Raw genomic sequence first — 26,062 nt, forward strand, 5'->3', positions numbered from 1 at the left:
CCACATTGAAACGCACTCCAAATGTGGGAGGGGGCTTGCCCCCGATAGCGCCAGCCCAATCACCGCAACACCCCAAAGTCAGCCCACCAACCCTCGCACAATGAAGTACAGCAACGAAGGCCCGAGCAAACAGCCAAGCCCGGTGTGGAACGTCGCGGTCAGCGCGCCATACGGCACCAGGCGCCGATCCGTCGCCGCCAGCCCCGCCGTCACGCCACTCACCGTACCGGCCAGCCCACCGAACACCATCGCCGAACGCGGGTTATCCAGGCCCATCCAACGCGCCGCAACCGGCGTGCCGACCATCACCAGAATCGCCTTGATCAAGCCAGTGGCAATCGACAGCGCCATCACATCCGAGGTCGCGCCGATCGCCGCACCGGTCACCGGGCCGACGATGTAGGTCACGGCGCCGGCGCCGATGGTGGTCATGCTGATCGCATCGCGATAACCGAACACCCAAGCCATGCTTGCACCGACGATAAACGGCAGGATCGTGCCCAGCAGCAGCGCAATCACACCGATCATCCCGGCCTTGCGCGCTTCGGTGGCTTGCACTTCAAACGCCGTGGCGACGATGGCGAAGTCGCGCAGCATCGCGCCGCCCATCAGGCCGATGCCGGAGAACAGCGATATATCCGCCAGGCCTTTTTGCCCGCCGGTCATGGTGCCGCCGACCCAGGCCAGCACCAGGCCGATCACGATGGCAATCGCCGAGCCGTGAACGCGCCCGAACGTCAGACGCTTGGACAGCACCACGGAAATCCACATCACCACGCCCACGAACGCAAAGGCGGTGACCAGGCCGTTATGCTCCAAACCCTTTTCAATGAGAGCCCACATATCAGCGGCCTCCCACGACAGGTGTCGGTGTGATCAGCGGTTCTTCATCGGGCAGCGGTTCGCCCTTGTGCGTGCGGCTGATCAACGCGATGGTGCAACCACACACCACCACCGAACCAATCGCCGCGAGCACCGCGACCGGGCCGCCGTGCAGAGCGGTGACCACATTTTGTTGCGCGGCCATCGCCACCACCACGGGGATGTACATCGCGCCCCAGAAGCCGACGCCCATTTCGCAATCCTTGGTCATACCGCCGCGTTTGTGCATCCACAGCCGTGCGCAGATCAGCAGGATCATCGCGATGCCCACCCCGCCCACGTTGGATTTGACGCCGAGCAACACGCCAAGCATGTCGCCCATGATCACGCCCGCGAGCGTGCAGATCGCCAGCAATGCCACACCGTAAATAATCATTGTTGTTGTCCTCAAAGTGCTCGATCGATTTTTTGTTGTTGTGCTTCGAAAGCCTTGGGTGGTGCTTTATCGGTGGCGGCGCTCCTCCTCTTCCAGCAGGGCCTGCAAGGTGTCCAGGCGCGCACCTTCGCAGGCGATCACCGTGCCGTGTTCGAACACGCGGCGTGACAAGCCGGTGAGAACGGCGCCGGGGGGCAGTTCGATCTGCAGGCGCACGCCGCGCTCATAGGCGCTTTGCACGGTGCCGCGCCAGTCGACGACGCGGCACATGTTGAAGGCCAGGTCGTCGCGCAATTGCGCAGGGTCGCGGATCGGCCGCGCCCGGGTACTGCTCAAGTAGCTGATGCGCGGTGCATTGAGCGTGACGAACGCTTCAGCCAGCACCTGGGCCGGGCGCTCCAGCAGCGCGCAATGGGACGGCACGCTGACGGCCAGGCGCTTGGCGATGCCGTTGCCTTTGACGCGCTGGGCGACACGCTGCATCGCTTCATCGCTGCCGGCGATCACCGTCTGGTTGTCGGCGTTGATATTGGCCAGGTACACCGGGGTTTCGGGGCTATGGATGTCGGCCAGCAGGGTTTCGACAGTGGATAAATCCGGGCCGATCAGGGCGGTCATACCGTAGCCCTGTGGATAAGCCTGCTGCATCAGTTCGCCACGCAGGCTGACCAGCCGGACGGCGTCGGCAAAGTCCAGGGCACCGGCAATCACCGCCGCCGGGTAAGCACCGATGGACAAACCCGCCACATAGTCCGGCGTGCGCGCCAACAGGCGCGCATGGGCCACACCCGCAATCAACAGACACAACTGCACAGCGCGGGTACTGGCCAAGGCTCGCGCAGAGTCGAGTGGGCGAACGTCTTCAGCCAAGGCCTCGCTGGCTTCGTCCAGCACCGACGCGGGCAAATGCAGAAGCATGCCAGGGCGTTGCGCGCCCTGCCCCGGAAATACCAGCAGGCTGCTCATATCAGCGCCTGCCAGGGATCGATGACCAGGTGCGCGCCGCTGGCGGTTTTGAGTAATACGCGACGTGACGAGCCGGCCCATTCGCGCAAGGCGACGGCGCCAAACGGGGTTTGCAGTTGCAGGTCCACGGCGCAGACCACCGTGTCCAGGATCGCCAGCAAGTCCCCGGCGTCGCGTCGCTCCAGCGGCTCGGGGGTGTGCAGGATCAAATCCAGATCGCTGGCGTCATGCAGCGCTTCGATGCCCGTGGCCAATTCAAAACCCGCACTGCCGCTGACGCCCCAATCCTTCTGCGCCAGCAGCGGCCGCAGTTGAGCCAGCGCCTGCAATGCCGGCAAATCCCGTGGCGATGTCACCTCGCGCAGGGCTTGCGGCGTCACGCGCCGGCGCACCAGCGCCAGCGGCATCTGCGCGGCGAAACGCTGCTCGCGCAAACGCCCGCGCACGCCGACCGCCACCTGGCCCGGTTGCGCAATGGCGCGGCGGACCACCACCGGCTGCCCGGCGCCGAGCGCCTCCAGCACCCAGGCCGGCGCATCGGCAGGCACATGCGCCGGGGTCATGCCCCAGAGCAGGTCGTGGGCGTTCACCATTGCGCCCGCAGCAGTTGGCGCACATGGCTGGAGGCGGCGCGATGGGGCGCACCCAGGCGACCGCTCAAATCGCGGCCATCGACATCCTTGATCGCACTGACCAGGCAGTCGCTGACCCGCGCCACATCGTCCTTCGTCGGCTGTTCAATCTGGCTGACCGACAAGGTCTCCCAGAGCAAACCGAGGCTGGCATAACTGTCGATGTCATAGGCCATCGGCGGCACACTGGCGGCCAGGGCTTCGAGCTCTTCGACGCTGCGCAGGGTCACCCGCGCCGCCGAGGCCTTGCCCATGGCGTGAACCATCACGCCGGGGTCGCGCAGGGCGATCAGGCGGTTGGCCTGGTAGCCGTGGGCGAGGAACGCGCCGGACATGGCCTTGCCCACCAACAACCCGATCACCGGGTGCCCGGCCAGACGGGCGCGAGCGTAGCTGTCGACCGCGGCGGCCAGGGCTTGATGGATGCCGAGGGCTTCTTCGCGACGGCCATAGGCCTGGCTCGGCACATCGACGATGGCGATCAACGGGCGCTGGTCGCCGCTCGCAATGGCTTCATCCACGACTTTGGCCAACCCCCAGCCTTCGAGCAGGCCGACTTCGCCATTGCGTGCGCGAGGGAAGCGGTTTTGCGCGTCAGGGACCACGGCGATAAAGCGCACCTTGTGTTCACCCAATACGCCATCAGCGACTTTCAGCGAGTCCGGCAACCCTTCCACGGGTTGGGCGCCGGCACTCAACGCGTTGAACCACTGCAAGCCTCTCATGAGTGTTCTCCCTGATACAGATCGCGAACCGTCGCCGGGTCGATTTGCGGTTCGGCGTCCAGTTCAGCCAGGCGCGCCAGATAGAAGTCGGCGCGGCGACTGCGTTGTTGGGCGGGCAAGCCGAGCTGCAATAGCGCGCTGACGGTCTGCTGAATCTGCGCGACATCATCCGCCACGTAACGGTCGGCCAAGCCGCTGTTGAAGCGTTGTTCGCCGCCGGTCAGGCTCCAGATAAAGGGCCGGTCGCGGGAATCGTATTCATCCAGGCCGGCTTCCTGCTCGATCACCTGCGGACCGTTCAAGCCCAGGCGCGCTTCGCGGGTCACCAGCAGATAGCTGCACAGCCCGGCGGCGATGGACATCCCGCCAAAGCAACCGACGCTGCCCGCCACCACGCCGATCACCGGCTGATACTGGCGCAGATCGACAATCGCGGCGTGGATATCGGCAATCGCCGCCAGGCCCAGGTTGGCTTCCTGCAGGCGCACGCCACCGGTTTCCAGCAGCAGCACGGCGCGGGTCGGAATGCCGTTGCGGTTGTCTTCGGCCGCCAGTTCAAGGGCACCGGCGATTTTTGCGCCGCCGACCTCACCGAGGCTGCCGCCCTGGAAGTTGCCTTCGATCGCGGCGATCACCACCGGCTTGCCGGCGATGTTGCCTTTGGCGATCACCACACCGTCGTCGGCCTGGGGCACCACGCCCTGACGGCTGAGCCAGGGCGACATGACCCGCTCGAACGGGTCGATCAGTTCACGGTAAGAACCTGCGTCCAACAAGGCCTTGGCCCGCTGCCGTGCGCCCAGTTCGACGAAGCTGTGTTTGCTGAGCAAGTCAGTCATGGCCGATCTCCTCGAAGCCTTGTTCCAGGCGCAGGCGCACCACGCCGGGCGTGGCACCGAAGTCGTGGATATCAATGTTCAACGCGGGCGGCGTGTGCTCCTGGAAGATCCGCTCGAACAGGTGCTGCCAGCGCTGTTCGGCGCCATTCACCGAGGTCTCTACCTGAATGCTCAGGATGCCGGGCGTGCCCGGTTCCAGCAGCACTTCGAGGTCGCCCGAACCGACACACCCCACCAGCGCGCGACCTTTGGGCGGTTGCCCGGCGGGAAATTCAAAGGATAAGGTTTCCATCAAAACGCTCCATCGAGGCGGTCGATAAACAGGCAGGCGGCCAACAGGTCGGCGGCGCCGCCGGGGGAGGCATTCAGGGCCAACAGCTGTTGGTCGAGTTCGTGCAGGTGGCGGCGACCGGCCAGGGTCGCGCTGCCGCCTGCGTCGAGCACCGCTTGGGCGCCGTGTTGCATGGCGTGCAGGCCCGCAGTGCCGGCGCGGTAGAGCACGCAGGTGTCGGCCAGGGCGGTCATGATCGCGAGCAACGCATCCAGGCGCGCGTTCTGTTCACCGGCCTGTTGCTGGCGGCTTTTGTGCAGTTGCGGCAGGCCGCGTTGCAGCACCGAGGGGAAACCCTGCTGGGCTTCCTCACGGGCACCGCGTGCGCCGTAGCGTTGCGCCACCTGCGCGCCGTGGCTCATGGGTTGCGGGGCATGGCGATCGTCGAGCAGGGCCAGTTTTGCCGCTGTCAGGGTTACGGCATTCGGGTGAAGGGATTGGGGTTCCAATGCCGCTGCCGCAGTGAGTAAGCCGAGGGCCCAGATCGCACCGCGATGGGTGTTCACGCCGAGGGTGGTGACGAGCATCGCCTGTTCACCCTCACGACCGATGCGGCCGAGGGCTTCGCGCAGGGGCAAGCCGACTTCACCGATATCGCGGGCGGCTTCGGCCATTGCCAGGAACATCGGCCACAGCGACAGCGCCGAGGCATGCATCAGGCCCAGGTGCAAATCGCGGTGGGCGCCGTTGCCACGACGGTCCACCAGGGCCGGTTTGGGCGACAGGTCGGCTTCGTCGATCAGGGCGTCGACGGCCAGGTCCGCCAGGCGTTCGGCAACGCTGAGTGGGTGCAGTTTGAGGGCGCGCATTTACCAGCTCCTGAACTTGGCGGGAGGGTTGTACAAACCGCCGGACCACTCCACCAGGTCGGCCACGCTCTTGGCGGCCAACAACTCGCGGGTGGCGTCGGTGCGGCGGATGCCGAGGTCTTCGGGCCAGGCGATCAGGCCTTCACGGCGCATGCGCGCGGTGTCCTTGGGGTTATGGCGCATGCCGATGGCGGTCACCCCGGCGACGGCGGCGATCATCGCCTGGCGCTCTTCCAGGGAGCGCGCCTTGTACAGGTAGGCAATGCCTTCTTCGGTGAGCAAGTGGGTGACGTCGTCACCGTAGATCATGATCGGTGCCAGGGGCATGCCGCTTTTGCGCGCCACCTCCACCGCGTCGAGGGTGCTGACGAAGGTCGGTTTGCCGCCTTCCTGGAACGTCTCGACCATTTGCACCACGAGCTTTTTGCCGCGCTCCAAGAGTGCTTCGGGAGCATCCTCGTGACGCATGTCGAGCCAGGCCGGGGTGCCATGGCGGCGGCCACGCGGGTCGTGGCCCATGTTCGGTGCGCCGCCGAAACCGGCGAGGCGCCCGCGGGTGACCGTGGAGGAATGCCCGTCGCCGTCGACTTGCAGGGTGGCGCCGATAAACAGGTCCACCGCGTATTGGCCGGCCAGTTGGCAAAACATGCGGTTGGAGCGCATGGAACCGTCGCGGCCGGTGAAGAACACATCCGGGCGGGCGGCGATGTAGTGCTCCATGCCCAGTTCAGTGCCGAAGCAATGCACGCTTTCGACCCAGCCGCTTTCGATGGCGGGGATCAGCGTGGGGTGCGGGTTGAGGGTCCAGTTGCGGCAGATCTTGCCCTTAAGGCCCAGGGATTCGCCGTAGGTGGGCAGGATCAATTCGATGGCGGCGGTATTGAAGCCGATGCCGTGGTTGAGCGACTGCACATTGTGTTTTTCGTAGATGCCGCGGATTGCCATCATCGCCATCAGCACATGCACCGGCTTGATGTGGCGCGGATCACGGGTGAACAGCGGTTCGATGTAGAACGGCTTGTCGGCCACCACCACGAAGTCGACCCAACTGGCCGGGATGTCGACGCGGGGCAAGTCGGTGACGTCATCCACCAACTGATTGACCTGCACAATGACAATGCCATCGCTGAACGCTGCCGGCTCGATCAGCGCCGGGGTGTCTTCGGTACTCGCGCCGGTGTAGATATTACCGGCGCGGTCGGCCATGAAACCGGCCGAGAGCACCACATTGGGGATCAGGTCCACCACCAGCCGGGCATAGAGTTCGATGTAGGTGTGGATCGCGCCGATTTCCAGCAGGCCGTCTTCCAGCAACTGGCTGATGCGCAGGGATTGGGTGCCGGCGAAAGAGAAGTCGAGCTTGCGCGCGATGCCCTTTTCAAACAGGTCCAAGTGCTCGGACCGGCCGACACTGGGCATGATCATGTGCAAATCGTGGAGCTTGGCCGGGTCAGCCTTGGCCAGGGAGCGCGAGAGGAAATCCGCCTGCTTCTGGTTATTGCCCTCCAGCACCACGCGGTCGCCGGGGAGAATCAGGGCTTCGAGGGCCTCAACGATTTTGTCGCTGGGCAGCACGACCCCATCCGCATACTGCTTGACCAGCCCGAGCCGCCGCTGCTTCTCGTCGCGCCGCCGCGTCCAGCGCGAGTCGGGGGTAATTATTGTTGTCATGGTCGCTCCACGGGTTTGCTGTCGTGGGCTGTACCTTAGGAGTGATTCAAAGGGGCATCAATCAAGCTGGGCGGCGGATCGTTACGGCTGGAGTAATGAATCGACGACAGACACGGGGTTAAGCCTAATGGGGAGCAACATGCCCCCCAAAGCAGCCCACGGCGCTACTCGAAGCGAGGTAAATGCGGAACCACAGTCGGCTTTTGCGCACTCACCCATGCGTCGAACCCTCCGGTGATCGATGTTACGTGCAGGTAGCCCATATCAAGCAGCGATACAGCCGCGAGTGCTGCACGACCACCCGTTTTGCAGTACAGCACGACCTTAAGGTCCCGCGAACTGAGTGCGGTATCGTTGGACAGTTTAAATTCCAGCATTCCGCGCGAGGCATGCACAGCGCCCAAGATATGACCTGCGGCATACTCGTCGGCTTCACGTACATCAATAAGTACATCCGCATTCTGGATAGCCAGGTCAACGTCTTCGATGGCAACTTCTTCGATACGGGCTTTAGCGTCTACTACAAGATCGTGGGCAGTTTTAATCATGGTATTTGGGAAGCGTCCAGTTGGGAGAGTTAGCCGACGTTCAAAGCGGCGCCGCAACACCTGCGCGGCTGCCATCGGTATTAATCATGTGGTCGGCCATTTCGGAAAACATACGTTGCAGCTTCGCATTCAGGACTGCGTCATCCACCTGCTCGTTGATTGCCTGACACATGCACAGCATCCATTCGTCGCGCTCGACAATACTGACTGCAAAGGGCGCATGTCGCATGCGCAAACGCGGGTGGCCACGTTCCTGTTGAAACAGTGGCGGGCCGCCAAGCCAGCCACTCAGGAACTTGAATAGACTGTCGGCGCTGCCGGCAAGACTCGGCGGGTGCATCTGGCGCACTCTTCGCGCCTCGCACAGCACCTCCATCAATTCGTAAAAGCGGTCGACCAGTTTATGGATACCCGCCTCTCCCCCTAACTGGAGATAAGTACTGGTGTTGTTCTTATGCACGGTACTCAATAGTTCAGTCATATCGTCAGCACTCAATGTTGGAACTTTATCCCGCCCGCAAGCGCATGTGTCACACAGCACTGCCATTGGCAGATGACGTCGCCGTCGTTTATCGGAACGGGCCATGACCAGGCAGTTAGCACGCGCCATGCCAAGAGCGGAAATGTGTTTTTTATTGATTGATAACAAATACTTAACTATTCGAGCACGAAGATGGCAGATGCGTTGGCAGTCACATCTTCTGCCAATCGGCTATGACGGCAGTGGTTGGCAGTCAGGGTGCGGGCGAGCGCCTACGACGTGTGGCAGGCCGAGCATTGGGAGCAGCGGATTGATTGAGCTCTGAAGACGAGCGCTAACCTGTGTGGGAGGGGGCTCGCCCTCGATGGCAGTGGCTCAGTTACAGATACTGAGACTGACACACCGCCATCGGGGGCAAGCCCCCTCCCACATTTGTTCGGTGGTGTCTTTTAAATAGCGGTCCCCAAAAGGGAGTGATCAGTCGCTGTTTGGGAACGTTTCAAGATGCTGGAGAAGGGCTGACTTGATCCCGCGCTCTGTCGACCAGCAACTGCCCCAAAGCCGCCATTTGCTGGATTCCGAGCATGATTGCGCGCTGCGAGCGACACGTTCATGCAGGGCGCAAAATATTGCAGGAAGAATCCGAACGCTGACTCATCACAACTCCATCACCACCTTGACCGCTCCAAGACCTTCGAGGGCGTAGCTGTTGTACTCATACACGCCCCCCTGAATATCCAACCGAAGCACGCCCTCATGCTCACTTACTTGCACATCGGGTTCTTTGGTTTTTAGAAATGGATGAGCCGACACCAACCCTGTGAGTATTTCCTGATCACTCCCCAGGTCCTTATGAACGTAGTACCTGTAGGAAAAGCCCACCGTCGCACCACCCTGCCCATCCCGCGCGCCGTAGATTGAGGTGCCGTTGCCCAAGGAATGTTTCAACACCACCTCATCCAGATCCGGTGTCCCGGGCGACATGACCCAACTGCCCGCGATATAAATCAGGCAGACCACTAACAGGCAGTTACGCAGGATCGGTATGAAGCCTTCAGTGGCCTTGAGAAATCGCATACTCAATACCTCTCCTTATCCAATATTGATCTCGCGGGTCATCACCAAAAGGATCACCTCCCCACCATGATCCAAAATCCGGATGGGTGGTTTTTGCGATGGTCTGAGCAACACCAGCGGCGCGCAGCAACACGTGCTCAGGAATGCCCAACACCGTACCAGTTGCACCGTAATTGAAGTTACCAAAAGCCTCGTATTGGCGCCCTCGCTTCTTGTAGTTCCATGGCCCGGCAGCTCTGACCTGAGAATAAAACCAGGAGTAGGCGAACGCCGAGCCTGACTGGAGATGAACACGCTTGCATTTGGCTATTGCCATATTTTCTAGAAGTGAAACACCAGGCGGCATTAACGGTACGGCCATGTGCCGGTCCTTGTTGGCAGTGAGGGGTGCTGAAATTAGCATCCCACTCAGGCCAGAAAACCTGTCCAATCCAGGCAAAGAACTTGCCTACATAAACAACATTCAATTCTGACATCAGTGCGCTCAACGCCAACCTGTGTGGGAGCAAGCCCCCTCCCACATCGGGATCATCGCAAGGCTTATGTTCAGGCCAGGCCGGATTCAACCAGCAGGGCTTCTAACCCCATCAAATCCGGCACTTTCGCCACATGCTCCCCCACCTGCACCGCCGCCAGTTCCAGCGGGCACAGCGGCACATCCACGTAGCTCAACTGGCTATCGAGTTTGTAGGAGCGGGGAATCCCCTGGATCACCATCGCAATGAACTTCAATGACGGCCGCCCGCCCAGGGCGTTCAGTACGACGATGCGCGAGCGCTCGCCGGTCACGCTGGCTTCACCGCAGGCCGCTTCGAAGCTGATCAGCGGCAATTGCCGGTCGCGCCAGGTCACTTGCCGCAGGTACCAGGGCGGTGCGTCGCTGGCCGGTTCGCCGCGCTGGAAGTCGATCAGTTCAGCGATGGCGACGTTGGGCAGCACCAGGTGGCGGTCGGCGAGGGGCAGGAGCAGGCCGGTGAGTTGGCTCGTGCGGTGGTCAAGCATGGGACTTGCTCCAATAGGCGATGCTTTCCAGCAGCACCGACTCCTGATACGGCTTGCCGAGGTAGTCGTTGACGCCGATGGCCATGGCGCGGTCGCGGTGTTTCTGGCCGGTGCGGGAGGTGATCATGATGATCGGCAAGCGCATCAGCCGTGGGTCGTTGCGCACCTGGATGGCCACTTCGAAACCGTCCATGCGCGGCATTTCGATGTCCAGCAGCATCAGGTCCGGGGTGTGTTCTTCCAGCACGGCCATGGCGTCGATGCCGTCCTTGGCGGTGAGGACGTTCATGCCGTTGCGCTCGAGCAGGCGGCTGGTGACTTTGCGCACGGTGACCGAGTCGTCCACCACCAGCACCAGCAGCGGGCGCTTTTTCAGCGGCGCGTTGAGCAGCAGCGGGACGTCCACCACCTGGGCCGGCAAGGCCGGTTGCCGGGCGCGGATGTGGGCGAGCAGGTCGATGATCAAGACCACGCGGCCATCGCCGAGAATGGTCGCCCCGGAGAGCCCCTTCACCCCGGCAAACTGCGGCCCCAGGCCCTTGACCACGATTTCCCGGCTCCCCGCCATGCTGTCCACCTGCACCGCCACGTGCCGTTCGTTGTACTGCACCAACAGCACCGGCAACGGTTGGTACTGGCCCAGCAGTTTCGGGCGGGCGACCGTGTGCAACAGGTCACCGAGGTAAAACAGCTCATAGCGCTGGCCAGCGTATTCATAACGCGGCGGGTCCAGTTGATAGTGCCCTTCCAGCTCATGGGGCAACACGCGCACCAGGCCTTCGATGGTGTTGAGCGGCATCGCGTATTGATCGTCCGCGCACTGCACCATCAGCGCACGGTTGACCGACACGGTGAACGGCAGGCGAATACGAAAATGCACGCCCGCCCCCGGTATCGAATCGATAAACATCGAGCCGCCAAGCTGGCGCACTTCTTCATGCACCACGTCCATGCCCACGCCGCGCCCGGAAATCTGGGTGATCTTTTCCGCGGTGGAGAACCCCGGCTGCAGGATGAACTGCAACACGTCATGGTCGCTGATCTCTTGATCAGCGGCGAGCAGGCCGCGCTTGATCGCCTTGCGCCGTACCGCATCGAGAGACACGCCGGCACCGTCGTCGCGCAGGTCGAAGAGGATATCGCCGCCTTCGTGGGTCAGGTCCAGGGTGACGCGGCCCTTCTCGGGCTTGCCGGCCAGCAGCCGCGCCTCGCGGGACTCCAGGCCGTGATCGACGGCGTTGCGCAGCATATGTTCCAGCGGCGCGACCATGCGTTCCAGCACGTTGCGGTCCATCTCGCCCTCGGCATTGCCGACCACGAATTCCACGTCCTTGCCCAACTCCTGCGCGACCTGGCGCACGATGCGCTTGAGGCGCGGCAGCATGCGTTCAAAGGGCACCATGCGCGTTCGCATCAGGCCTTCTTGCAATTCGGTGTTGATGCGCGCCTGTTGCTGCAACAGGTCGTGGGCATCCTGGTTGCGGCGTTCGAGGGTTTCCTTGAGGTCGAGCAAGTCGGAGGCAGACTCGAACAACGCCCGGGACAGTTGCTGCAACTGTGAATGACGGTCCATTTCCAGCGGGTCGAATTCGTCATAGTCCAAGCGCTCGGCTTCGGCCTGCTGACGGCTGAAGAGGCGGCCCTGGGTTTCGCTGTCGAGCCGACGCAGTTGGTCGCGCATGCGCTCGAGGGTGGTTTCCACCTCGTTGAGGGCAACCTGCGCGTCGTTGACCTGCTGTTCGATTCGGCCACGGAAGATCGAAGTTTCACCGGCCAGGTTGACCAGGTCGTCCAGCAGGTCGGCGGAGATTTTCACCATGTCGGCCGTCGGTTCGACAGCCACTTCGGCCTTGCCCGTCACCAACGCCACCGCCGCCACCGGCTCATCGCTGGGGTGGACCAGGCTCTTGATGCGCTCGATGAGTTTGTCCACCGAGCCCACCGGCAAGCCCGCCGCCACCGCATCGATCATCTGCGCCAGGCGGTCGTGACAACCTTGCAGCAAGGCGAACAACTCAGAGGACGCCACGAGCAAACCGGAGGACAAGCCTTCGTAGAGAAACTCCAGCTCATGGGCCAAGTCGCCGATCGGGCCGATCTCGACCATGCGCGCACCGCCCTTGAGGGTGTGCAGGTCGCGCAGCAGGGTTTCGACTTCCTGGCGGTTGTGAGGCTCAGCCTGCCAGCGCAGCAACGCCGCGCCCGAGCTGTCGAGAATGTCGGCAGCTTCTTCGAGGAAGATATCCAGCAACTCAGGGTCGATGCCCAAGGTATGCGCGGTCGCGACCGGCGCCGTGGGCGAACCGCTGTGGCGCAACGCCCGGACTTTGGCGATCAACTCACTGGAATCGCTCAGCGCCTGATGCTCTTGCAACTGGTCCAACTGCAACGCCAAGTGCTCATGACTGGACATCAGCACCTGGGACAGCTCGCCGGAATAGCTGTAGCGGCGGTCCGCCAGGCCTTCGTAAAGGCCTTCCAGCTCGTAGGCAAGGTCGCCGACCGGCCCGATTTCGGCCATGCGCGCGCCGCCCTTGAGGGTGTGCATATCGCGCTGCAACGAGGTCAACGGCGCTACGCCCTCGGGTTCCAGCAGCCAGCGCTTGAGGGATTGCCCGGCGCTGTCGAGGATATCCACGGCTTCTTCGAGGAAGATCTCGACGATCTCATCATCTACCACCGCGTGCCGATCCAGGCGGGCCGTCGCGGCGCCCAGTTCGGAGATGCTCAACGCACGGCTGCCGTCGCTTTTGATCAGGCCGGTGGCGGACGGGTCGAGGGCGCCATCCAGCAGCTCGCGCAAGGCTTGCATGCGCGCCGGGGCCGGGCTGATTTCCTGGCCGGCGGCCAGTTGGTCGAGCATGTTGATCAGCGCTTCGTGGGCCTGTTCGGCCTCCTGGAAAAACCGCTCGCTGACCGCCAGGCTGCTTTCTTCCACGGCGCCGTAAAGGTCGAGCAGGGCTTCGCACAGTTCGTCGATGGCGTGCAGATCGGCGAGGTGCGCGCCCTGCCCCAGGGTGGTCAATTCATCCAGCAGCGCGGTCAGTTCCTGGCGTTCGCCGGGGTGTTGTTGCCAGCGGCGCAGCAGGCTTTCGGCGTCGAGCAGGATGTCCATGCCCTGGGCCAGGAAGTTGTTGATCAGTTGCGGATCACGCTTGATCCGCAGCCCGGTGCTCGGCGCTTCGAGCTGGGCTTGAAGCTGCTGATCGAGCAGGCTTTGGGTGCGACCGATCAGGTCGGCGGCCCCTTGGATCGGCATCAGCGGGTCGCCGTTCAACTGGCGCAAGCCCCGTTGGAACAGGCCCTCGGCCTCCAGCAGCAGTTCCACTTCATCCAAGTCCAACGGCAGGCGGTGGGCCTTGTACTCGCGGGTCAGGTGATCGAGCGGGCGCGCCAGTTCGGCGATTGGCAGCACGCCGGCCATGTAGGCGCTGCCTTTGAGGGTGTGCAAGGCGCGTTGCAGCTCATCGCTGACTTGCAGCGGCACATGCTCGGCGGCCTGGCGCAGGAAATGGTTGAGGCTGTCGAGGTGGCTCTGGACTTCGTTGCGGAAGATCTCCAGCAGCATCGGGTCATGGGGTTCGGCAGCCGCCACGGCAGCGCCGCTGGCCAACGCGTGGGCGCGCGCGGCCAGGGCGTCGACCGCGTCCCGCTGGCGCTGGGCACCGGCGGCGAAGTCGGCGATCAGTTCCGGCAGCAGGGCCACTGCTTCATCCAGCACCTGTTGCACCTCGGGGCCGGCGGCCACGCTGCGCTCCAGCACGCGGTTGAGCAGGTTCTCCACGGCCCAGGCCAGTTCCGCCAGCACCAGGGCCCGCACCATGCGGCCGCTGCCTTTGAGGGTGTGGAAGGCACGGCGCATTTCGCCGAGGGCGGTTTTATCGACGCCGCTCGGCAGATGGTGGTGCAGCACCTCGAGGACTTCGGCGGTCTCTTCGAGGAACACTTCACGCAGTTCGTCGTCGATCGGCTCTTCACCGGCCGGCGGCGGCAGCAGGCTGCCGGGGCGTTGCAGGGCGGGCGGGTTCAAGCGCGAAGCGGGATTGGCCAGCGCGTCGAACTGGGACTGGCTCGGCGTGCTCTCGCTCGACAGCGCACCATCCGGCGCCACCAGCGCCTGGCGCCAGGGCTTTTCGGCAGGCAGATAACCCAGCGCGGCCAGGCCCCGGGTGGCCAGCTCCAGCACCCGTTCGCCAGCGGCGTCGGGGTCTTGGAGCATGCGCTCCAGGTAGTACTCCAGGCCGCTGATCACGTCGGCGAAATGCTCCAACTGCTCTGCGGACGGCACAGCGTCGTTGATCATCAGTTGTTCATCGACGTAATCAGTGCAACCGCGCATCAGGCTCGCTGCGCGTGGCAGTGGAATCATCGCCAGGGCGCCGCGCACCTGGCTCAACAGCTCCGGCAGGGACTCCAGGCGCTGGCGCTCCCACTGGGCGTCGATGCAGTCGATCACCAGCTCTTTGGCTTGCTTGAGGCACTGGCAGGACTCGCGGATCACCAACTGATGAATCTGCGTCAGGTCGGTGGTGGGCAAACGGCTTTCTTCGCGGTTTTCCGGCTCGACCGTGCCCGCCATCCCGGCCAGCGTGGCTTCGACGTAGAGCAAGGCGCCGGCGACATCCATCAGCACCGCATCGTTGGGTTCGCGCTGGCCCTGGGCCAGGCTCAACACCACTGCAAGCTGGTCGATGATGACTTTGCGCGGCTGGCCAAAGCCCAGCACCGCAAGGGTATCGGCGATTTGCCGCAGCGGCGCCAACAGCGCATCGAGGTCGCTGGTGTGTTGACGGTCGCTGCGCACGAACAGGTCGAGGCGTTCCTTGACCCGCACCAGCTCCTCGCACAACGCGCCGAGCACCGAGCCCATCGCATTGCGGTCCGGCCCGGCCAGGCGCGCCCGTTCGGCATCGACCACGGCGCTGTCGGGCAAGGCTTCATCGAGGCCGTAGCGTTCTTTCAGGCTTTGCATGCGCGGCGTTGGCCGGGTGACTTTGGCGACGTAGAACAGCAGGCTCTTGAGCAGTTCATCCGGCGCCGGCTGGTTGATGCCGCCAATGCCCTGGACGAGCAGGCGCTTGAGTTGCTTGTCGCTGGCCTTGAGCAGGCTGCGCAGCGCCGGGCTGTTGGCGATCACGCCGGTCAACATGCCCTCGACCAGCGCCGAGGTGACTTGCCACAGCGGCAACAGCGGCGCGCCCTGGCACAGCGCTTCGAGGCGCGCGAAGACTCGCGCCATGTCTTCCAGGTTGCTCGGGCCGTGATCTTCGCGCAGCAACCCGGCCAGGGCTTGTTGCAGCAGCAGGTGCCACTGGCGCACCTGCTCGTTCAGGTCGGGCGGCGCGCGTTGCGCCAGCGTTTCTTCGGACAACGGCGCAATCGACAGCAGTTGCGGGCTGAACAGGCTGGTTTCGGACAACAGGCTTTCGCCGCGCGCACTGCGCAGGTCGTTGAGCAGCGGCAACACCACCAGCGGCAAGTCGCGGCGCGCGCTGTGGATGCGGTCCAGGTACAGCGGCAATTGGCCAAGGGCTTGTTGTAGCAGGCGGATGCTTTCATCGCGCTGGCTGACGCGCCCGGCCTGCAGGGCCAGAGCCAGGGCTTCGATTTCTTCGGCGAGCAGCGCCGCGCCGTAGAACTCGACCATTTGCAAGGCGCCATGCACTTGATGGATGCACGCCAGGCAGTCGCCGAGGGTGTCGTTGTCGGTGGTTTCGACAAACGCGTCCAGCGCCGAACGGGCCTGTTTCAGGGTTTCGGCAATGTCGCCCTTGACCCATTCGAGGGCCACGTAGTCGTGCCGATCAACCATAACTGCTCCGCTTAGAATTCATGAGTTGCTGGTGTTCTTGAAACAAAGAGCGAGATCACATGTGGAGGGGGCTTGCTCCCGATGACGGTGTATCAGTCACCTGATTCATTGACTGACCCACTGCCATCGGGAGCAAGCTCCCTCCCACATTTGGATTGCATTTCAATCATCAGCCTGCTTAGCAGCCGGGAGGGTGAAGCCCGATACTGAGCGGCGCAGCTGGCTGGCCATCTTCGCCAGGTTGCCGATGCTCTCGGCGGTGGCGGTCGAGCCCGATGAGGTCTGGCTGGTGATCTGCTGGATGACGTTCATGGTCAGCGAGATCTGCCCCGCCGACGACGTCTGTTGCTGCGCCGCGTTGGAAATACTCTGGATCAGCGCCGCCAGGGTTTTCGACACGCCTTCGATCTCTTCCAACGCCACCCCGGCGTCCTGGGCCAGCCGTGCGCCGCGCACCACTTCAGTGGTGGTCTGTTCCATCGAGATGACGGCTTCGTTGGTGTCGGCCTGGATCGCCCGCACCAGGGTTTCGATCTGCCGCGTGGCCGCCGAGGAGCGTTCGGCCAGGCGTTGCACTTCATCGGCGACCACCGCGAAGCCGCGCCCGGCATCCCCGGCCATGCTTGCCTGGATCGCGGCGTTGAGCGCAAGGATGTTGGTCTGGTCGGCGATGTCATCGATCAGGCTGACAATGTCGCCGATCTCCTGGGACGACTCGCCCAGGCGCTTGATGCGCTTGGCGGTGTCCTGGATCTGCTCGCGAATGTTGTCCATGCCGTGGATGGTGTTGTGTACCACTTCATTGCCCTTGTTGGCGATTTCCACCGAGCGCTCGGCCACCGCCGAGGATTCAGCCGCGTTCGCCGACACCTGATCGATCGACTGGGCCATCTGCTTGATCGCGGTGGAGGCCTCGGCGATTTGCTGGGCCTGATGCTCCGAGGCCTGCGCCAGGTGCATGGCGGTGGCCTGGGTGTCCTGCACCGCGCCGGCGACCTGGCCGGCGGTGAGGTTGATGGTAGCGACAAGGTCGCGCAGTTGGTCCACGGAATAGTTGATGGAGTCGGCGATGGTGCCGGTGAAGTCTTCGGTCACCGAGGCCGTCACGGTGAGGTCGCCGTCGGCCAGGTCTTCAATTTCATCCAGCAGGCGCATGATCGCGTTCTGGTTGCGCTCGTTCTTCTCGGCGGTTTCCCGCAGTTGCTGGTTGGTGGCGCGGACCATCACCAGGCCGATCAGGATGATCGAGGCCAGCGCCAGCAAGCCCAGCACATAGCCGCCGATCGTGTCGAAGCTGCGCCCGCCGGCGAGGTTTTCAAAGCCGGTGGCCAGGAGCGAGGCTTCATCGAGCAGGGTTTGCGAGAGGTTGAAAATATTGCTCGCCGAGGCCCGGACCTGGAACAGTTGCGGCGAGGTTTCGAGGATCTCGTCCACGGAGCCGGAGACAAACTCGAACAGCTCGGCGATTTCCGCCAGGCGCGCCCGTGCGTCGTGGTCCTCGACCTGGGTGATGCGCAGCCCGGGGTTGCCCTGGAGCATGCCGGTGAGCACCTGGCCGAAGCGGTTGGCATCGCGGCCAAAGGCATCGGCGGCCTGCGCGGCGGTTTCGTCACCGGCCAGCACGGTGTTGACCGCCCCCAGGATCCGCTCGGCCAGCAGCGACTGGCGCTGGGCCAAGGCTACCTGGCTGGCCGGAGCGCCGCGTTGCAGCAGGATATCCACGACCTTTTCCGATTCCATCTGCAGTTGCGGCACGGTTTCGGCCAGGGTCGCGGCAACTTGATGCAACGACAGCACGGTCTGTTCGCTGGCGAGGATCGCGTCGGTGTTTTTCAGCAGCGCTTCCCAGTCGGTCTGCACCGCCCGCATCTCTGCACGTACCGCACTGGGCGCGGCGGGCAGGCCGGTGGCCGGGTCGCCCTTTTTCAGGTAACCCCAGCGCCGGGCAAAGTCATTGCGCGCCTCCGCCAGCAACTTGAACGCCGCGGCCTTGCCGGCGGCGGCTTCGGTGGCGTTCTTGGCGATACGCTGGGACAGCACCCGCAACTCACCGGCGTGGCCGATGTACTGCTTGTCGTAGGTGGACTGGGTGTTGAGGTACGCGAAGTTGGCGAACAGCAACATGATGAACACGATCAGCGCAATAAACAGCACGATGATCTGCGAGCGGCTGCGTGAGCCTGCCTGGGGTTTGGGCGTGGTAGCGGTGGTCATGCGGCAACATCCATGAAGCCAGGGGCCTGGGCCAGAGCGAAGGGGCTGAAGACCTGCCATTGCTGATCAGCGTCGAACCGGCCACTGATAAAGGGTACGCCGGGGGTGGCGCTGGGCAACAAGGCGTCTTGTGCGAAATGCTGCATACCCACCACCTCGTCCACCAGCAGCCCGATAAATATGTCCTGGTATTCCACGACCAATACCCGCCGCTGCTTGTCTGCCTTGGACAGCGCATGGCCGAGGAACCCGCCGAGATCCATCACCGGCAGCAGGCGCCCACGCAGGTTAGCGACTCCTCTGATCCAGGTCTTGACCCCGGGCATTAAAGTGCAGCGCGGCTCATGCAGCACTTCGGCGACTTCGCGCATGGGCGCGACAAACCACTGTTCGCCCACGCGAAAGCCGATCCCGCTCCAGCCTTGCAGGCGGGTTTCCTGGGACGGCAGGTCAGCGGCCAGCAGGCGACAGCGGCGGTCGATGTCCAGCAGCAGCTCGAAGGCGGTTAGCGACTCGGTCATGATGGCGTGCCGTCAGCGGGCCAAGACCTTGTTCAGGGTGGCGATCAGCGTGGCTTCGTCCACCGGCTTGGTCAGGTAATCCTTGGCGCCCTGGCGCGCGCCCCAGATTTTGTCGGTTTCCTGGTCCTTGGTGGTGATGATGATGATCGGGATGCTGTTGGTTTCCCGCTCCTTGGACAGCTGGCGGGTGGCCTGGAAGCCATTGAGGCCCGGCATCACGATGTCCATCAAGACCGCGTCGGGCTTTTCCTGGCGGGCCAGGGCCACGCCGTCGGCACCGTTTTCCGCTTTCAAGACCTGATGACCGTGCTTTTCCAGCATGCCGGTCAGTTTGTACATTTCGGTCGGCGAATCGTCGACGATCAGAACACGTGCCATGGTTTTCCCCACTACATTGGAAGACGCACGCCCTTGTGAGGTTGCGTCAGTGTGCTTGTTCTACTGCGGCGAAACCCGGCACGTAGGCCTTGATCGCGCCCAGCAGTTCTTCCTTGCTGAAAGGCTTGGTCAAAAACTGATCGACACCGACGATACGCCCCTTGGCCTTGTCGAACAGGCCGTCCTTGGAAGACAGCATGATCACCGGGATCGACTTGAACGCCGGGTTGTTCTTCACCAGGGCGCACGTCTGATAGCCATCCAGGCGCGGCATCATGATGTCGACAAAGATAATGTGCGGGTGATGATCCACAATCCGGGCCAGGGCATCGAAACCATCGATGGCCGTGATGACATCGCAGCCCACGTTCTTCAACAGGGTTTCGGCGGTGCGGCGGATCGTTTTCGAATCGTCGATCACCATCACTCTCAAGGCGTTGGAATGCTGTTCCATATCTGCTCTACCATCGCCACAGCGAATCGGTTTTCGGTGTGTACGGCCTGATACTGCCCAGGATGAGCGTCACAAGCCTTGGAATTCAGGGGCTGCTGCGCCGTGGCAGTCTTTTTAGCACAGTCTCGTGGAGCAATCTATCGAGCGACCCGCCAGGTGGTTTTTCCTTGACCCACAACAGTCGCAGCGCCACTCTGACGCCACTTTTATGCGCCCTAATTTGCTAGAGGAAATCCCCCATGAGCGTTCGCGTCGGCATTGTCATGGACCCTATCGCCAGCATTTCCTATAAAAAGGACAGCTCGCTGGCCATGCTCCTGGCCGCCCAGGCCCGCGGCTGGAGCCTGTTCTATATGGAACAGCGCGACCTTTACCAGGGCGACGGCGAGGCGCGTGCGCGGATGCGTCCGCTCGAGGTGTTCGCCAACCCTGAAAAGTGGTTCGAGCTGCAAGACGAAATCGACAGCCCCCTGAGCGACCTGGACGTGATCCTGATGCGCAAGGACCCGCCGTTCGACATGGAATTCGTCTACTCCACCTACCTGCTGGAGCAGGCCGAGCGCGCCGGCGTGCTGATCGTCAACAAGCCGCAGAGCCTGCGCGACTGCAATGAGAAGCTGTTCGCCACGCTGTTCCCGCACTGCACGCCGCCGACCGTGGTCAGCCGCCGCGCCGATGTGCTGCGCGAATTCGCCGCCAAGCACGGCGATGTGATCCTCAAGCCGCTGGACGGCATGGGCGGCACCTCGATCTTCCGCCACCGCGCCGGCGACCCGAACCTGTCGGTGATCCTCGAAACCCTGACCGCCCTGGGCACCCAGCAGATCATGGGCCAGGCTTATCTGCCGGCGATCAAGGACGGCGACAAGCGCATCCTGATGATCGACGGCGAACCGGTGGATTATTGCCTGGCGCGCATCCCGGCAGCCGGCGAGACCCGCGGCAACCTGGCGGCCGGCGGTCGTGGCGAAGCCCGGCCTTTGTCGGACAAGGACCGCTGGATTGCTTCCCAGGTCGGCCCGACCCTGCGGGAAAAAGGTTTGCTGTTCGTAGGCCTCGACGTAATTGGTGAACACCTCACCGAAATCAACGTCACCAGCCCGACCTGTATTCGCGAGATCGACAATGCATTTGGCACGAACATCGGCGAAATGCTGATGGCCGCGATTGAGCGCAAGCTACAAGCCAAGTGACATAGAACAGCCGGACACCCGCCAACATTGCGTTATCATGCGCCACCTGTGAAACACGCGATGTTGGTTTTCTTGTCATGACACTCCCGTCCGATCTGCCCTTCGAACCCTCCCCCAGCGGCGTGCGCCCGGCTGATCGGCTCGGATTTACCCTGTTTCTCGCGGCATTGATCCACCTGGCGCTGATCCTCGGCGTGGGTTTCACCATGGTCGAACCCAAGCAAATCACCAAGACCCTGGAAATCACCCTCGCCACGTTCAAGAGCGAAAAGAAGCCCGAGAAGGCCGATTTTCTCGCCCAGGACAATCAGCAGGGCAGCGGCACGCTGGACAAGAAAGCCGTGCCCAAGACCACCGAAGTGGCGCCGTTCCAGGACAACAAGGTAAATAAAGTCTCCCCGCCACCGACGCCCAAGCCCGAAGTCCCCCAGGCCGCGCCCAAGCCTGTGGTGACCACCGTCGCGCCGAAACCGCAAAAAGCCGCGACCCAGCGCGAGAAAACCAAGACCGAACCGCGACCCGAGCCCGTCAAGCCGGCGCCGACCTTCGACAGCTCGCAGCTCTCCGACCAGATCTCCAGCCTCGAAGCCGAACTGGCCAATGAGCAACAGCTGTACGCCAAGCGCCCGCGCATCTACCGCCTGAACGCAGCGTCCACCATGCGCGACAAAGGCGCCTGGTATAAGGACGAGTGGCGCAAGAAGGTCGAACGCATTGGCAACCTCAACTACCCGGATGAAGCGCGCCGCCAGCAGATTTATGGCAATTTGCGCTTGCTGGTGTCGATCAACCGCGACGGCACGTTATATGAAGTGCAGGTGCTCGAATCGTCCGGCCAGCCGCTGCTGGACCAGGCCGCCCAGCGCATCGTGCGCCTGGCCGCGCCCTTTGCGCCGTTCAGCGGCGACCTGAACGACGTGGACCGCCTGGAAATCATCCGCACCTGGCGGTTTGCCAAGGGCGACCGCCTGTCCAGCAACTGATAACCCCAATCAACACCAATCACTGTAGGAGCGAGCTTGCTCGCGAAAAACTTGAGAGCGACGCGGTTCTACCTGGAGCACTTCGTTATCGTTGGCGTTTTTCGCGAGCAAGCTCGCTCCTACAGAAAAGGCGACGGCGCTGTATTCGGATCACTCCCAGCTTGTCAGTTCGCCCCTCCAACGCCACACTAGCGGACATGAAAAATGTCAGCCCGACCTACCTCAAGCACCAATTCCTGATCGCCATGCCCCATATGGCCGACCCGAACTTTGCGCAGACCTTGACCTACATTGTCGAGCACACGGCCAATGGTGCCATGGGGTTGGTGGTGAACCGCCCGCAGGAGCTGAACCTGGCCGATATCCTCGAGCAACTGCGCCCGGAGATCGACCCGCCAGCCCGCTGCCAGGGCGTGCCGATCTATATCGGCGGGCCGGTGCAGACCGATCGCGGCTTTGTGCTGCACCCGACCGGACCGAAGTTCCAGGCCACGGTGGACCTCGACGGCGTGTCGCTGTCCACATCCCAGGATGTGTTGTTCGCCATCGCCGACGGCGTCGGCCCCGAACAGAGCGTGATCACCCTCGGCTACGCTGGCTGGGAAGCCGGGCAACTGGAGGCCGAGCTGGCCAGTAACGCCTGGCTGACCTGCCCCTACGATGCCGACATTCTGTTCAACACTGCCGCCGAACTGCGCCTGGACGCGGCCGCGGCCAAGCTGCGGGTCAACCTCAGCCTGCTGACCAGCCAGGCGGGGCACGCCTGATGGCCTTGCGTCTGATCCTCGGTTTTGACTACGGCACCAAACAGATCGGCGTCGCTGTCGGCCAGGTCATCACCGGCCAGGCCCGCGAGCTGTGTACCTTGAAAGCCCAGAACGGCATACCGGACTGGAACCAGGTCGAAGCCCTGATCAAGGAGTGGAAGCCCGACGCGGTGGTGGTCGGCCTGCCCTTGAACATGGACGGCACCCCCAGCGACATGTGCCTGCGCGCCGAAAAGTTCGCGCGCCGCCTCAACGGCCGCTACAACCTGCCCTTTTATACCCACGACGAGCGCCTGACGACCTTCGAAGCCAAGGGTGAGCGCCGCGACCGTGGCGGGCAGAAAGGCAGCTACCGCGACAACCCGGTGGACGCCATCGCCGCGGCCTTGCTGTTGCAGGGTTGGCTGGATGAAAACACCGCGTTATTTGAATCCTGACTGACGCGGCTTGCCGCGTCTTTTTACGTTTGAGCCCGGTCCTTGCTGGCAACCCCTGCCGCGCAAGGCCTTGAAGGAGCGACCATGAGCCTGCCAAACCCCGCCGAACTGATCAGCCAGATGGCGATTCGCCTCAAGGCCCACCTGAAACACCGTGGCATCAGCGAGCCGCGCTTCATCGGCATTCGCACCGGCGGCGTGTGGGTGGCCCAGGCGCTGCTGCAAGAGCTGGGCAACGATTCGCCGCTGGGTACGCTGGATGTGTCCTTCTACCGCGACGACTTCAGCCAGAACGGCCTGCACCCGCAAGTGCGCCCGTCGGCCCTGCCGTTCGAGATCGAAGGCCAGCACCTGGTGCTGATCGATGACGTGCTGATGAGCGGTCGCACCGTCCGCGCCGCGCTGAACGAGCTGTTCGACTACGGCCGCCCCGCCAGCGTGACGCTGGTCTGCCTGCTGGACCTGGACGCCGGCGAGTTGCCGATCAGCCCGGATGTGGTCGGCGCGACCCTGTCGCTTTCAGCCCAGCAGCGGGTAAAATTGTCCGGTCCCACGCCGCTCGTACTCGAACTGCAAGACCTTGCCCTTTAAACCGCCTTGTAAAGAGTCCCCGCGATGACGCCTCTAGATGCCAAGCGCCCGCTGCAGCTCAATGCTCAGGGCCAGCTGCAACACTTCTTGTCCCTCGACGGTTTGCCCCGCGAACTGCTCACCGAAATCCTCGACACCGCCGACTCGTTCCTCGAAGTCGGTGGCCGCGCGGTGAAGAAGGTCCCGCTGCTGCGCGGCAAGACCATCTGCAATGTGTTCTTCGAGAACTCCACGCGCACCCGCACCACCTTCGAACTGGCGGCCCAGCGCCTGTCGGCCGACGTGATCACACTGAACGTGTCGACCTCGTCGGCGAGCAAGGGCGAGACCCTGCTCGACACCCTGCGCAACCTTGAAGCGATGGCGGCCGACATGTTCGTGGTGCGCCACGGCGACTCCGGCGCCGCGCACTTCATCGCCGAGCACGTCTGCCCGCAGGTGGCGATCATCAACGGCGGCGACGGCCGTCACGCCCACCCGACCCAGGGCATGCTCGACATGCTCACCATCCGTCGGCACAAAGGCAGCTTTGAAAACCTTTCGGTGGCCATCGTCGGCGACATCCTGCACTCGCGGGTAGCGCGCTCGAACATGCTGGCCCTGAAAACCCTGGGTTGCCCGGATATCCGCGTGATCGCACCGAAAACCCTGCTGCCGATCGGCATCGAGCAATACGGCGTGAAGGTCTACACCGACATGACCGAAGGCCTCAAGGATGTGGACGTGGTGATCATGCTGCGCCTGCAACGCGAACGCATGTCCGGTGGCCTGTTGCCGAGCGAAGGCGAGTTCTACCGCCTGTTCGGCCTGACCACCACGCGCCTGGCCGGAGCCAAGCCGGATGCCATCGTGATGCACCCGGGGCCGATCAACCGAGGGGTGGAGATCGAATCGGCGGTGGCCGACGGCAACCAGTCGGTGATTCTCAACCAGGTGACCTACGGCATCGCCATACGCATGGCGGTGCTGTCCATGGCCATGAGCGGGCAAACCGCGCAACGTCAATTCGAGCAGGAGAAGGCCCAGTGAAGCTCAGCATTCTCGGCGCCCGCGTCATTGATCCGGCCAGTGGCCTGGATCAAGTCACCGATCTTCATCTGGAAGCCGGCAAGATCATCGCCATCGGCGCTGCGCCCGCTGGCTTCAGCGCCAGTGAGACCCTCGACGCCAAGGGCCTGGTGGCCGCGCCTGGCCTGGTCGACCTGAACGTCGCCCTGCGCGAGCCGGGTTACAGCCGCAAAGGCAACATCACCAGCGAAACCCGCGCCGCCGCCGCCGGTGGCGTCACCAGCCTGTGCTGCCCGCCGCACACCAAACCGGTGCTGGACACCTCGGCCGTGGCCGAGCTGATCCTCGACCGCGCCCGCGAAGCCGGCAATTGCAAAGTGTTCCCCATCGGCGCCCTGAGCAAAGGCCTGGAAGGCGAGCAACTGGCCGAACTGATCGCGCTGCGCGATGCCGGTTGCGTGGCCTTCGGCAACGGCCTGGAGAGTTTCCGCAGCACCCGCACGCTGTGCCGTGCCCTGGAATACGCGGCCACCTTCGACCTGACTGTGATCTTCCACTCCCAGGACCGCGACCTGGCCGAAGGCGGCCTGGCCCATGAAGGCGCCGTGGCCAGCTTCCTCGGCCTGCCGGGCATCCCGGAGACCGCGGAAACCGTGGCCCTGGCCCGCGATCTGCTGCTGGTGGAACAAAGCGGCGTGCGCGCGCACTTCAGCCAACTGACCAGCGCCCGCGGCGTCGCCCTGATCGCCCAGGCCCAGGCCCGTGGGTTGCCGGTGACGGCGGACGTGGCGCTGTATCAGTTGATCCTGACGGACGAGGCGCTGATCGACTTCTCCAGCCTGTATCACGTACAACCACCGCTGCGCACCCGTGCCGACCGCGAGGGTTTGCGTGCGGCGGTGAAGTCCGGTGTGGTGTCGGCGATTTCCAGCCATCACCAGCCCCACGAGCGCGATGCCAAGCTGGCACCGTTCGGCGCGACCGAGCCGGGTATCAGCAGCGTCGAGCTGTTGCTGCCGCTGGCGATGACGCTGGTGGAGGATGGCTTGCTCGACCTGCCGACGCTGCTGGCGCGCCTGAGTGCAGGCCCTGCCGAAGCCTTGCGCCTGCCAGCGGGCAAGTTGGCGGTGGGGGCGGCGGCGGACCTGGTGCTGTTCGATCCGGCCAGCTCGACGATTGCCGGCGAGCACTGGCTGTCCAAGGGCGAAAACTGCCCGTTCATCGGCCATAGCCTGCCGGCGAGCGTGCGCTACACCCTGGTGGACGGACGCATCAGCTACCAGGCCTAAAGCGGGCTCGGTAAAAAATGTGGGAGGGGGCTTGCCCCCGATAGCAGTGGGTCAGCTACAGATAAGCTGACTGGTC

26 protein-coding genes and 1 pseudogene are annotated in these 26,062 nt (G+C 63.5%); 7 read left to right on the forward strand and 20 right to left on the reverse strand.

Annotation, left to right across the window (positions count from 1 at the left end; genetic code table 11):
* Positions 1-78: 78 nt before the first annotated feature.
* From madM to pilG, 20 genes and pseudogenes are all read right to left on the reverse strand, one after another.
* Positions 79-843, reverse strand: a complete 765-nt coding sequence (gene madM, locus MOQ67_RS29600) for a malonate transporter subunit MadM (RefSeq protein ID WP_017844981.1) — start codon at positions 841-843, stop codon at positions 79-81.
* A 1-nt stretch (position 844) separates the two neighbouring features.
* Entirely contained in the window at positions 845-1,258 is a 414-nt protein-coding gene (gene madL, locus MOQ67_RS29605; protein ID WP_017844982.1) for a malonate transporter subunit MadL, read from the reverse strand.
* 66 nt (positions 1,259-1,324) lie between these two features.
* Entirely contained in the window at positions 1,325-2,224 is a 900-nt protein-coding gene (gene mdcH / locus MOQ67_RS29610) for a malonate decarboxylase subunit epsilon (protein ID WP_448675754.1), read from the reverse strand.
* Positions 2,221-2,817: a malonate decarboxylase holo-ACP synthase gene (locus tag MOQ67_RS29615; protein WP_448675755.1), complete on the reverse strand. Its 597-nt coding sequence runs from the start codon at positions 2,815-2,817 to the stop codon at positions 2,221-2,223. Before MOQ67_RS29615 ends, mdcH begins: the two co-directional genes overlap by 4 nt.
* On the reverse strand, positions 2,811-3,581 hold the full coding sequence (gene mdcE / locus MOQ67_RS29620; RefSeq protein ID WP_017844985.1) for a biotin-independent malonate decarboxylase subunit gamma: 771 nt from the start codon (positions 3,579-3,581) through the stop codon (positions 2,811-2,813). The genes MOQ67_RS29615 and mdcE overlap by 7 nt, the downstream gene beginning before the upstream one ends.
* Positions 3,578-4,420: a biotin-independent malonate decarboxylase subunit beta gene (locus MOQ67_RS29625; RefSeq protein WP_102617732.1), complete on the reverse strand. Its 843-nt coding sequence runs from the start codon at positions 4,418-4,420 to the stop codon at positions 3,578-3,580. Before MOQ67_RS29625 ends, mdcE begins: the two co-directional genes overlap by 4 nt.
* Positions 4,413-4,712, reverse strand: coding sequence for a malonate decarboxylase subunit delta (locus tag MOQ67_RS29630; RefSeq protein WP_017844987.1), 300 nt, complete (start codon positions 4,710-4,712; stop codon positions 4,413-4,415). The genes MOQ67_RS29625 and MOQ67_RS29630 overlap by 8 nt, the downstream gene beginning before the upstream one ends.
* A complete protein-coding gene (locus MOQ67_RS29635; protein ID WP_448675756.1) occupies positions 4,712-5,560 on the reverse strand; it encodes a triphosphoribosyl-dephospho-CoA synthase in 849 nt (282 codons plus the stop codon). The genes MOQ67_RS29630 and MOQ67_RS29635 overlap by 1 nt, the downstream gene beginning before the upstream one ends.
* On the reverse strand, positions 5,561-7,231 hold the full coding sequence (mdcA, locus tag MOQ67_RS29640) for a malonate decarboxylase subunit alpha (protein ID WP_448675757.1): 1,671 nt from the start codon (positions 7,229-7,231) through the stop codon (positions 5,561-5,563). It abuts the gene before it with no gap.
* A gap of 164 nt (positions 7,232-7,395) precedes the next feature.
* Positions 7,396-7,776, reverse strand: coding sequence for a rhodanese-like domain-containing protein (locus MOQ67_RS29645; protein WP_046385155.1), 381 nt, complete (start codon positions 7,774-7,776; stop codon positions 7,396-7,398).
* 43 nt (positions 7,777-7,819) lie between these two features.
* Entirely contained in the window at positions 7,820-8,260 is a 441-nt protein-coding gene (locus MOQ67_RS29650; protein ID WP_046487987.1) for a group II truncated hemoglobin, read from the reverse strand.
* Between the two features lie 499 nt (positions 8,261-8,759).
* A pseudogene (locus MOQ67_RS29655) lies at positions 8,760-8,861 on the reverse strand (DUF6124 family protein); the annotation flags it as partial.
* A 56-nt stretch (positions 8,862-8,917) separates the two neighbouring features.
* Positions 8,918-9,337, reverse strand: coding sequence for a hypothetical protein (locus tag MOQ67_RS29660; RefSeq protein ID WP_046381766.1), 420 nt, complete (start codon positions 9,335-9,337; stop codon positions 8,918-8,920).
* Positions 9,315-9,698, reverse strand: coding sequence for a polymorphic toxin type 44 domain-containing protein (locus MOQ67_RS29665; protein ID WP_079444867.1), 384 nt, complete (start codon positions 9,696-9,698; stop codon positions 9,315-9,317). The genes MOQ67_RS29660 and MOQ67_RS29665 overlap by 23 nt, the downstream gene beginning before the upstream one ends.
* Before the next feature lie 185 nt (positions 9,699-9,883).
* The gene (locus MOQ67_RS29670; protein WP_017844993.1) at positions 9,884-10,339 is read right to left on the reverse strand and encodes a chemotaxis protein CheW; all 456 of its coding nucleotides are present in this window, start codon (positions 10,337-10,339) and stop codon (positions 9,884-9,886) included.
* Positions 10,332-16,151 (reverse strand): Hpt domain-containing protein, encoded by a 5,820-nt coding sequence (locus MOQ67_RS29675; RefSeq protein WP_046487803.1) that lies wholly within the window; start codon positions 16,149-16,151, stop codon positions 10,332-10,334. The genes MOQ67_RS29670 and MOQ67_RS29675 overlap by 8 nt, the downstream gene beginning before the upstream one ends.
* 162 nt (positions 16,152-16,313) lie before the next feature.
* Entirely contained in the window at positions 16,314-18,365 is a 2,052-nt protein-coding gene (locus tag MOQ67_RS29680; RefSeq protein WP_017844995.1) for a methyl-accepting chemotaxis protein, read from the reverse strand.
* Positions 18,362-18,886, reverse strand: coding sequence for a chemotaxis protein CheW (locus MOQ67_RS29685; protein WP_046381763.1), 525 nt, complete (start codon positions 18,884-18,886; stop codon positions 18,362-18,364). Before MOQ67_RS29685 ends, MOQ67_RS29680 begins: the two co-directional genes overlap by 4 nt.
* Positions 18,887-18,898: 12 nt before the next feature.
* Positions 18,899-19,264, reverse strand: a complete 366-nt coding sequence (gene pilH / locus MOQ67_RS29690) for a twitching motility response regulator PilH (RefSeq protein ID WP_046487806.1) — start codon at positions 19,262-19,264, stop codon at positions 18,899-18,901.
* 46 nt (positions 19,265-19,310) lie between these two features.
* Positions 19,311-19,718, reverse strand: coding sequence for a twitching motility response regulator PilG (pilG, locus tag MOQ67_RS29695; protein WP_010564379.1), 408 nt, complete (start codon positions 19,716-19,718; stop codon positions 19,311-19,313).
* A 239-nt stretch (positions 19,719-19,957) separates the two neighbouring features.
* Between pilG and gshB the strand changes: the two genes are divergently transcribed.
* From gshB to MOQ67_RS29730, 7 genes are all read left to right on the forward strand, one after another.
* Positions 19,958-20,911: a glutathione synthase gene (gshB, locus tag MOQ67_RS29700; protein WP_017844998.1), complete on the forward strand. Its 954-nt coding sequence runs from the start codon at positions 19,958-19,960 to the stop codon at positions 20,909-20,911.
* A 77-nt stretch (positions 20,912-20,988) separates the two neighbouring features.
* Positions 20,989-21,894, forward strand: coding sequence for an energy transducer TonB (locus MOQ67_RS29705; RefSeq protein WP_017844999.1), 906 nt, complete (start codon positions 20,989-20,991; stop codon positions 21,892-21,894).
* A 197-nt stretch (positions 21,895-22,091) separates the two neighbouring features.
* On the forward strand, positions 22,092-22,661 hold the full coding sequence (locus MOQ67_RS29710) for a YqgE/AlgH family protein (RefSeq protein WP_017845000.1): 570 nt from the start codon (positions 22,092-22,094) through the stop codon (positions 22,659-22,661).
* The gene (ruvX, locus tag MOQ67_RS29715; protein WP_005792259.1) at positions 22,661-23,098 is read left to right on the forward strand and encodes a Holliday junction resolvase RuvX; all 438 of its coding nucleotides are present in this window, start codon (positions 22,661-22,663) and stop codon (positions 23,096-23,098) included. Before MOQ67_RS29710 ends, ruvX begins: the two co-directional genes overlap by 1 nt.
* 84 nt (positions 23,099-23,182) lie before the next feature.
* The gene (gene pyrR / locus MOQ67_RS29720) at positions 23,183-23,689 is read left to right on the forward strand and encodes a bifunctional pyr operon transcriptional regulator/uracil phosphoribosyltransferase PyrR (RefSeq protein WP_017845001.1); all 507 of its coding nucleotides are present in this window, start codon (positions 23,183-23,185) and stop codon (positions 23,687-23,689) included.
* 24 nt (positions 23,690-23,713) lie between these two features.
* Positions 23,714-24,718, forward strand: a complete 1,005-nt coding sequence (locus tag MOQ67_RS29725; RefSeq protein WP_017845002.1) for an aspartate carbamoyltransferase catalytic subunit — start codon at positions 23,714-23,716, stop codon at positions 24,716-24,718.
* Positions 24,715-25,986 (forward strand): dihydroorotase, encoded by a 1,272-nt coding sequence (locus MOQ67_RS29730; protein ID WP_057003953.1) that lies wholly within the window; start codon positions 24,715-24,717, stop codon positions 25,984-25,986. The genes MOQ67_RS29725 and MOQ67_RS29730 overlap by 4 nt, the downstream gene beginning before the upstream one ends.
* Positions 25,987-26,062 lie beyond the last annotated feature (76 nt).

This window comes from Pseudomonas sp. LY-1, from assembly GCF_053502595.1.